This window comes from Aminobacter sp. P4_H6_2 (genome assembly GCF_056400805.1).
Map to the genome: position 1 here is coordinate 1 of NZ_JBFUKO010000211.1, position 8,182 is coordinate 8,182.

Genomic DNA, 8,182 nt, shown 5'->3' on the forward strand with positions numbered 1-8,182 from the left:
GTCATAGCCGGTGGCCCAGATGCGTGCGGTGAATTCCTGGCGATAGGCGATATCGCCCTTCTTGAACGCCTCGAAGGCGGCCTGCCTGTCCTGGTAGAACTCGATGCGGATGCGGTCGAAATTGTAGAAACCGCGATTGACCGGCAGGTCGCGGCCCCAATAGTCGGGCACCCGCTCATATTCGATCGTCTGGCCGGGCGAGACGCGGCCGACCTTGTAGGGACCTGACCCCAGCGGCGCCTTCATTTGGGAGGCGTCGAAGGGATTGGCCTCGAAGAAGGCCTTGGCTGGAATCGGATAGGTCGCGATGTCGAGGATCGTGCGGTCCGATTGCTTGCCGTCGAAGCTGAGCCGTAGCGTATGAGCATCGACCGCAATGGCTTCGGTYATGTGGTTGAGCGGCAGAAGCAGGCTGGGGTGGCCGTCCTTCTTGAACAGCTTGAAGACATAGGCCGCGTCCTCGGCGGTGAAAGGCGTGCCGTCGTTGAAACGCGCTTCGGGCCTCAGCGCGAAATCGAACCTGTTGCGGTCGTCGGAAATGGTCACCGACTGCGCCAGAAGACCGTAGATCGCATCGGGTTCGTCGATCGCCCGGACCATCAGCGAATCGTAGCAAAGCTCCATGCGTGGCGGCGCGTCGCCGCGGGCGACGAAAGTGTTGAGCGTGTTGAAGGTGAGCGGGCTCTGGTTGAAGTACCAGTAGTTCGGCGAGAAGTTGAAGGTGCCGCCCTTCGGCGCATCCAGGTTCACATAGTCGAAATTCTGGAAGTCAGGCCCGTATTTGAGGTCGCCAAAGGCCGACAGGCCGTGCAGCCCGGTGCCGGTCGGGCTTGCGGCGAAGACGCGCCCCGGCAGCAAAGGTGCGACGGCAGCCACCGCACCAAGTGCCAGGAAATCGCGACGGGGCAGGCGCGGGCTCAATTGGCTCCCTTGTACTTGGCAGCCAGTGCGGCTTCCTTTTCCTTGTCGATCCACCAGGAATCGGGATCGACGCCGAGATAGGCCGGCTGTTTTTCGGGAATGCCGAACTTGTTCCAGTAGGCCGTTCGCACCTTCGGCAGATGCCACTGCGGAACGATGTAGTAGTTCCAGAGCAGCACGCGATCGAGTGCGTGGGTGGCGGCGACGAGATCCTCGCGGTTGTCGGCGAAGATGACGCCATCGATCAGTTCGTCGATCACAGGGTCCTTGATGCCGGCATAGTTGCGTGACCCGGGCGTAGCGGCGGCCTTCGAACTCCAGAAATCGCGCTGCTCGTTGCCGGGCGACTGCGTCTGGGCAATGACCGTGGTCATCACGTCGTAGTCGAACTGATTGACGCGGCTCACATACTGGCTGACGTCGACGATCCTGAGCGTGGCGTCGATGCCGAGCTTGCGCAGATTGTCGATGAAAGGTGCGGTGACGCGCTCGTCGGTAGGGTCGTTGCCGAGGAATTCGATCTTGAATTGCTCGCCGGTTTTTTCGCTGACAAGCTTGCCGCCGCGATTGACCCAACCCGCTTCCTTGAACAGTTGCGAAGCCGAGCGCAGGTTTTCGCGGAACGATTGCGGTGTGTCGTAGACAGGGAGCTTGAACGGTGTCGTGAACAGCTCAGGCGGCAGCTTGTCGCGATATTTTTCGAGGATTTCGAGCTCCTTGCCCTGCGGCACGCCGCTGGATGCCAGGTCGCCGCCCTTGAAGTAGCTGTCGGTGCGCACGTAGGAATCGTAAAACAGTGTGCGGTTCATGCTTTCGAAATCGAAAGCCTTGGTAAGTGCTTCGCGCACGCGGCGATCCTGGAATTGCGGGCGACGCGTGTTGAGCACGAAACCCTGCATCGGCGCGCCTGACGTCTTGTCGAATTCCTTCTTGATGACATCGCCGGCCGTGAAGGCCGGGAAATTGTAACCGGTGGCCCAGCGCTGCGAGCGGTTTTCAAGGCGGATGTCTTCAAATCCACCCTTGGTGAAGGCTTGCCATTCGGCGTCCTGGTCCATGAAATAGATGTAGCGGCGCTTGTCAAAATTGTTGCGCCCGACATTGACCGCCACATCAGCCGCCCAATAATYGGGCACACGCGCCCAGACGATCTCGGCACCGGGCTTGAAGCTCTCGATCTTGTAGGCGCCCGAGCCGAGCGGCGGCTCCAGCGTGCCCTTGGTGATGTCGCGCTTTTTGCCGGAAGCGTCGGTGCCCTCCCACCAATGCTTCGGCAGCACGGCAAGGTCACCGATGATGTGGGGCAGTTCGCGATTGCCCTTCTGGTTGAAGCGGAACTCGACCTCGCGGTCGGACAAGGCCACTGCCTCGGTCACATTGGCGAAGTATTTGCCGTAGAGCGGGTTGATTTGCTTCAATGTGTTGAGCGACCAGACGACGTCTTCCGCCGTGATCGGCTTGCCGTCATGCCATTTTGCGCGGGCATCGATCCGATATGTCGCTGAAGAGTAATCGGCCGGATATTTGTAGGCATCGGCGATCAGCGGATGGCTGGTGCTCGACTCGTCGGTCGCCTGCTGCATCAGCGTGTCGTAGAGCAGGCCCCCGAAGTAGGTGAAGCCGGCCGCAGGCGTGCCGTTGACGATGAATGGGTTGAAGCTATCGAAAGTGCCGAACGTCGTCGAATTCAGTATGCCGCCCTTGGGCGCGTTCGGATTGACGTAGTCGTATTGCTTGAAATCTTCGCCATATTTCGAGGTGCCGATCAGCGACGAGGTCGTGTGCCATTCTCCGGCGTCCTGGGCCGTTGCAGGCAGCCAGGTGCCCGATAGAAGAGCCGCTGCGATGCCGGCGGCTGCAAAAATCCTGCTCAGGCAAGCCTTCATGAATATCCCCTTGGCCCGGTATTCGCGGACACTCTAATTCATTCGCCGCGCATGGAAACCACACGTAAGACGATTGTCGTCGCATGTTTGCGCCAGGCAACAAAAAAGCCGGGCTAAACCCGGCTTTTTCAAGATGCGAAAATGACAAATTTGTTAGTGAGCGGCCGGAGCCGGCGCGGCACCTTCTGCCGGGGCGGCCGGGGCAGCACCTGCGGGAGCGGCAGGAGCAGCAGCAGGAGCAGCGCCAGCCGGAGCAGCTGCGGGCTGTGCCGCGGGAGCAGCGTCTGCTGCAGGTAGCGGCGCCGGGCTGTCCGACTGCGAATTCAGATAGGCGATCAGGTTGGCGCGCTCGTCATCCTTCTTGATGCCGGCAAAGCCCATCGCTGTGCCCTTGATGTAGCCCTTAGGCGACGTCAGGAAGTGATTGAGGTGTTCGAAATCCCACACGACCTTGCTGCCCTGCGAGAACTCCTTCATCGCGCCGGAATAGGCGAAGCCTTCATGCGAGGCCATTGGACGGTTCACGACGCCCCAGAGATCTGGACCGACCTTGTTGGGGCCGCCCTTTTCGATGGAATGGCAGGCGGTGCACTTCTTGAACACGGCAGCACCAGCTTCGGCATTGGCGCTGGCGAGCAACTGAGCGATCGGCACTGCGGCAGGTGCGGCTTCGCCGCCACCGGCAGCCGCGCCACCTTCTTCAGCCGCTTCGATGGCGAAGCCCGGCTTTTCCGGGACGGGCGATGCGAAGATCGCGTCCGACACGAGCGAGATGGAGAACACCACAAAGGCAGTACCCAGCAGGCCGCCAAGTACCTTGTTCATTTCGAATGAGTCCATACGCCCCTGGCTCCCTTATCCGGTCGATCGCCATCCTCTGCGACCGCTGCCGTTTGTCGGTAAAGTCTAACGCCCGGCGGACCGGGTCAAATCGCGCGGAAACTAGGTCTTTTGCTTGCCGGTTGCAACACCTATAAGGGCGCTTCCAGTGAGACGTTTTGACACTTTCCAAAGCCATTTAGAAGCAGCCGCGCAGCCATGTCCACCCTTGTCCTGATCCCCGCCCGTATGGCCTCGACGCGCTTGCCGGGCAAGCCTTTGGCCGATATCGCCGGCCGTCCGATGATCGTCCATGTCGCAGCGCGCGCTTCCGAAAGCGGGCTGGGCCGCGTCGTGGTGGCGACCGACACGGATGCGGTGGCGGATGCCGTGCGGGCGCATGGCTTCGAGGCGGTGATGACACGCAGTGACCATGAGTCGGGTTCGGATCGTATCTTCGAGGCCTTGACCAAGCTCGATCCCAGGGGCGAGGTCGAGATTGTGGTCAATGTCCAGGGCGACCTGCCGACCATCGATCCGGCGATCATTCAAGCCGCGTTGCGGCCGCTGGAAGATGCGGCGGTCGACATTTCCACGCTTGGCGTCGAGATCACCCGACAGGAAGAAAAAGTCGACCCGAACGTCCCCAAGATCATCGGCTCGCCGCTGTCTGTGCAGCGGCTGAGGGCGCTTTATTTTACCCGCGCGACGGCACCTTGGGGCGAAGGCCCGCTCTATCATCATGTCGGGCTTTATGTTTATCGCCGTGCTGCGCTTGAACGCTTTGTCGGGCTTGGCCCGTCGCCGCTCGAAAAGCGCGAGCGGCTCGAACAGCTGCGGGCGCTGGAAGCCGGCATGCGCATCGACGTCGAAATCGTCGATACGGTGCCGCTGGGCGTTGACACGCCCGAACATCTCGAACGCGCTCGCGAACTTCTCTCGAAATAGACAAAGACAGGCCAGCCATGCCGACCACGACCAACAAGATTGCCTTCCAGGGCGAGCAGGGTGCCAATTCCGACACCGCCTGCCGCAACGTCTATCCCGATATGGAGCCGTTGCCGTGCCCGACCTTTGAGGACGCATTTAATGCGGTCGAGACTGGCAAGGCCGCCCTGGCGATGATCCCGATCGAAAACACCATCGCCGGTCGCGTCGCCGACATCCATCACCTGTTGCCGGAATCCAAGCTGCACATCGTCGGCGAATATTTCCTGCCGATCCATTTCCAGCTGATGGTGCTGCCGGGCGTCAAGCGCTCCGAGATCAAGACCGTGCACAGCCATATCCATGCGCTCGGCCAGTGCCGCAAATACATCCGCAAGAACAGCTGGAAGCCGGTGGTAGCCGGCGACACCGCTGGAGCTGCCAAGTTTGTCGCAGAGGTCAAGGACCGGACGATGGCCGCACTTGCGCCGCGCCTGGCGTCCTCGCTCTACGGTCTCGACATCCTCGAAGAGAACGTCGAGGACACCGAAAACAACATCACCCGCTTCGTTGTTTTGTCGAAGGGCAAAAGCTGGGCCGAGCGCATCAACCCCGACACCAAGATGATGACCACCTTCGTCTTCCGTGTCCGCAACGTGCCGGCAGCGCTTTACAAGGCGATGGGCGGCTTCGCCACCAACGGCGTCAATATGACCAAGCTGGAGAGCTATCAGCTCGGCGGCRAATTCACCGCGACCCAGTTCTATTCCGACATCGAAGGCCATCCCGACGACCGGCTGGTGGCGCTCGCACTGGAGGAGCTGCGCTTCTTCACCCGTGAAGTGCGCATTCTCGGTGTTTACGAGGCCAACGAGTTCCGCGGCACGCAAAACAACGGCGACGCTTAAGAGTGCGCTCGGTTCCGGCGTACCCGCCGGAACCGCTTCTACAGGCGTTTCTCGAACCAGTGGTCGGCGTAGGGATTGTCGTTGAAGCGGCCGACTTCCCTGTACCCTTCACGCCTGTAGAGAGACTGCGCCTCCTTGAGCGCGCGGTTGGTGTCGAGGCATACGGTCTTTGCGCCGAAACCCGGCGCCATCGCCTCAAGCTTGTGCAGAATGCGGCGGGCAACGCCGAGCCCGCGCGCCGAGGGTGCGACCCACATCCGCTTGATCTCGGCTGTGGTGGCATCGACCATGCGTAGCGCCGCGCACCCAACGGGGCTTCCGTCGAGGCGGGCGATCACGAAACTGCCACGTGGAGCGACGAATTCGTCCTCCGTGGTCGTGTTTCCCCTGGACTGGTCGAATCCGTTTTCGAAACGCGCGGCGAGTTCGTCGAAATAGTGAGCCAGGCATTGCCGTGCTTCGGCGGTGTTGGGGGGCTCCTCATCGACCGTGATCGATGCTGCGGCAAGCAGGCGCTCGACCTCTGCCGTCGCGGCGACCAGGCGATCTCGCGCCGTCTCCGAAAGCGGCTCAAGAATGGAGTTCGCCAGGTCGTCCGACAGGGCGTCGTAGGCTGCGTGCTCGGCGAGGCCTTTGTCGGTCAGCGTCGCGTGGCGGCTGCGGGCGTCGCCGTCGAGCTTGCCGACTAAGACGAGGCCCTGTGCCTCAAGCGAACGCAGCATGCGGCTGAGGTAGCCTGAATCCAGCCCAAGCCGGGAGCGGAGGGCGCCAAGCCCCGCGCCGTCGGGTCCGATTTCGAAAATGAGCCGAGCCTCGCCGAGCGGGCGCCCGCGTCTGAGATAACTGTCTTCCAGAACACCTATTCGGCGGGTCACAGCGCGGTTGAAACTGCGCATCTGGGCGATTTGCAGAGATTTGTCCATTGCCTGACTATAGTCAGGGATCTGCGGAAGGCAAGATTTATCGGACTTTGGTCAGGTATCGTCAGTCGTTTTCCGCCCAGGTGCGGATGAGCTGATGGGCGATGGCATGGCTCGGCGGCACCCTGAGTTCGCGCGCGTGCGTGCCGTTGAGCATCTGAAGGACTTCCGCGCGGGAGAACCATCGGCAGTCTTCCAGCTCGTCGGAATCGGCCGAGATGTCTTCGTTGAGCGCCTCGCCGTAGCAGCCGATCATCAGCGAGTAGGGGAACGGCCAGGGCTGGCTCGAGTGGTAGACGACACGGCCAAGGCGGATGCCCGATTCCTCGAGTGTTTCGCGCCGCACGGCGGCTTCGATGGTTTCGCCCGGCTCGATGAAGCCGGCGAGCGCCGAATAAACGCCCGGCGCGAAATGGCGGCCTCGCCCCATCAGGCACTTGTCGCCGGAGACCGTCAGCATGATGGCCACCGGGTCGGTGCGCGGAAAATGTTCAGTGCCACAAGCCGTGCACAGCCGCTTGTATCCGCCGGCGCGCATGTCGGTTGGCGCGCCGCAGCGGCCGCAGAAACGATGGCTGGCGTGCCAGGCGAGCAGGGCCGCCCCTTGCGCCAGTGCGCCCAGCCCGGCGTTGTCGACAATGCCCTGCGCCAGGATCGAACGGAAGTCGATGGCTTTCAGATGGTCGGGCAGGCTTTCCGGCTCGACGGTAACAGGCACCGCGAGTGTGGCTGCGCCATCGGTTCGGCCAAGCAGGATCGCGTCGCTGGTTTGCGCGCCGAGCGCTTGCACCGCCGCGAGGTTGAAATAAGGGTTGGCCGGACCATTGGTGAAGTCCAGGACCAGTCGTCCGGAGGCGATCAGCAGCATCCGGGCGTCGGGTTCGGCCAGCGCCAATTTGGCGGAGTCGTCGCTGCGCTTTTCCGATTGGCGGTCGATGATGTTTCCCGCGAAGCCAAGGAAATGGCTGGCTTCACGCGTCGGTGCGTTAAACAGGCTGAAAGGCATCTGAAACTCGGTCTGGATTGGTGCCCGCTTTATAGAGCGGTCTTGATGCGCTCGGCAAACCGGTGGAGGTCGTCGCGGCGATAAGGCTCGCGCACACCGTGGCCCCAGACCGGGCCGGGCCAGCCGGGATCGCCCTCGGAGCGGGCGACGACGTGGAAATGCAGCTGGCGCACGATGTTGCCGAGCGCGCCGCTGTTGATCTTGCCGCATCCAGTCGTGCGCTTCAGCGCATGCGCCACCATGTTGCTCTCAAACGTCAGCATCGCCTGGTCGAGCGGGGTCAGGTCATGGATTTCCTCGACGCCAGGGCGCTGTGGCACCAGCACCAGCCAGGGCCAGCGCTGGTCGTTCATCACGCGCAATTCGCAAAGGCCGAGCCACATCAGCGGTTCGCTGTCGGCGTCGAGACGCGAATCGAGCGTAAACCCAGCCTTGAGGCCCGACATCATTTGCGTTTCCTTTGTTCAGGCGAAGGCTAGAGCCTGCCTGCGGCGCCTGCAAGCGAATCATTGAAAAAGGCCAGGTCGCAACTTGCCCGACCGAGCAGTGGCAAGCGCCGGCCTCGCGCCGATATGTTATGCGTGGAATTCCAGCGGAGATGCGCAATGTTTGCCGGTCAAATTGCCCTGGTTCTCTCAGCTGCCTTTGCGGGTGCCGCATTCTACATCAATTTCGCCGAACAGCCCGCACGGCTTGGCCTCGACGACAAAAATCTGCTCGCGCAGTGGAAGCCCAGCTATGCCGCCGGCTTCACCATGCAGGCAAGCCTTGCGGTCGTCTCGGGCGTTCTTGGCC

8 protein-coding genes and 1 pseudogene are annotated in these 8,182 nt (G+C 61.9%); 3 read left to right on the forward strand and 6 right to left on the reverse strand.

What is annotated here, in order from left to right:
* From AC1DUU_RS16035 to AC1DUU_RS16045, 3 genes are all read right to left on the reverse strand, one after another.
* On the reverse strand, window positions 1-921 hold a 921-nt coding region (locus AC1DUU_RS16035), incomplete at its 3' end, for an ABC transporter substrate-binding protein (protein WP_476784402.1).
* The gene (locus AC1DUU_RS16040) at window positions 918-2,807 is read right to left on the reverse strand and encodes an extracellular solute-binding protein (protein ID WP_476784403.1); all 1,890 of its coding nucleotides are present in this window, start codon (window positions 2,805-2,807) and stop codon (window positions 918-920) included. The genes AC1DUU_RS16035 and AC1DUU_RS16040, both read right to left, overlap by 4 nt.
* 153 nt (window positions 2,808-2,960) lie before the next feature.
* Window positions 2,961-3,647 (reverse strand): c-type cytochrome, encoded by a 687-nt coding sequence (locus tag AC1DUU_RS16045; RefSeq protein WP_476784404.1) that lies wholly within the window; start codon window positions 3,645-3,647, stop codon window positions 2,961-2,963.
* 198 nt (window positions 3,648-3,845) lie between these two features.
* Between AC1DUU_RS16045 and AC1DUU_RS16050 the strand changes: the two genes are divergently transcribed.
* Together AC1DUU_RS16050 and AC1DUU_RS16055 are read left to right on the forward strand one after the other, a co-directional pair.
* Window positions 3,846-4,574, forward strand: coding sequence for a 3-deoxy-manno-octulosonate cytidylyltransferase (locus AC1DUU_RS16050; protein ID WP_476784405.1), 729 nt, complete (start codon window positions 3,846-3,848; stop codon window positions 4,572-4,574).
* A gap of 17 nt (window positions 4,575-4,591) precedes the next feature.
* Window positions 4,592-5,461, forward strand: coding sequence for a prephenate dehydratase (locus tag AC1DUU_RS16055; protein WP_476784406.1), 870 nt, complete (start codon window positions 4,592-4,594; stop codon window positions 5,459-5,461).
* A 38-nt stretch (window positions 5,462-5,499) separates the two neighbouring features.
* Here the strand turns inward: AC1DUU_RS16055 and AC1DUU_RS16060 are convergent, their stop codons facing one another.
* From AC1DUU_RS16060 to AC1DUU_RS16070, 3 genes are all read right to left on the reverse strand, one after another.
* Window positions 5,500-6,357, reverse strand: coding sequence for a bifunctional helix-turn-helix transcriptional regulator/GNAT family N-acetyltransferase (locus tag AC1DUU_RS16060; protein WP_476784407.1), 858 nt, complete (start codon window positions 6,355-6,357; stop codon window positions 5,500-5,502).
* Window positions 6,358-6,445: 88 nt separating this feature from the next.
* Window positions 6,446-7,387 carry an NAD(+) diphosphatase gene (gene nudC / locus AC1DUU_RS16065; protein WP_476784408.1) on the reverse strand — a complete coding sequence of 314 codons (942 nt, stop codon included), beginning with the start codon at window positions 7,385-7,387 and terminating at the stop codon, window positions 6,446-6,448.
* A 29-nt stretch (window positions 7,388-7,416) separates the two neighbouring features.
* Window positions 7,417-7,836: an HIT domain-containing protein gene (locus tag AC1DUU_RS16070; RefSeq protein WP_476784409.1), complete on the reverse strand. Its 420-nt coding sequence runs from the start codon at window positions 7,834-7,836 to the stop codon at window positions 7,417-7,419.
* A gap of 156 nt (window positions 7,837-7,992) precedes the next feature.
* Here AC1DUU_RS16070 and AC1DUU_RS16075 point away from each other — a divergent pair.
* Window positions 7,993-8,182: pseudogene (locus tag AC1DUU_RS16075) on the forward strand (DUF1772 domain-containing protein); the annotation flags it as partial.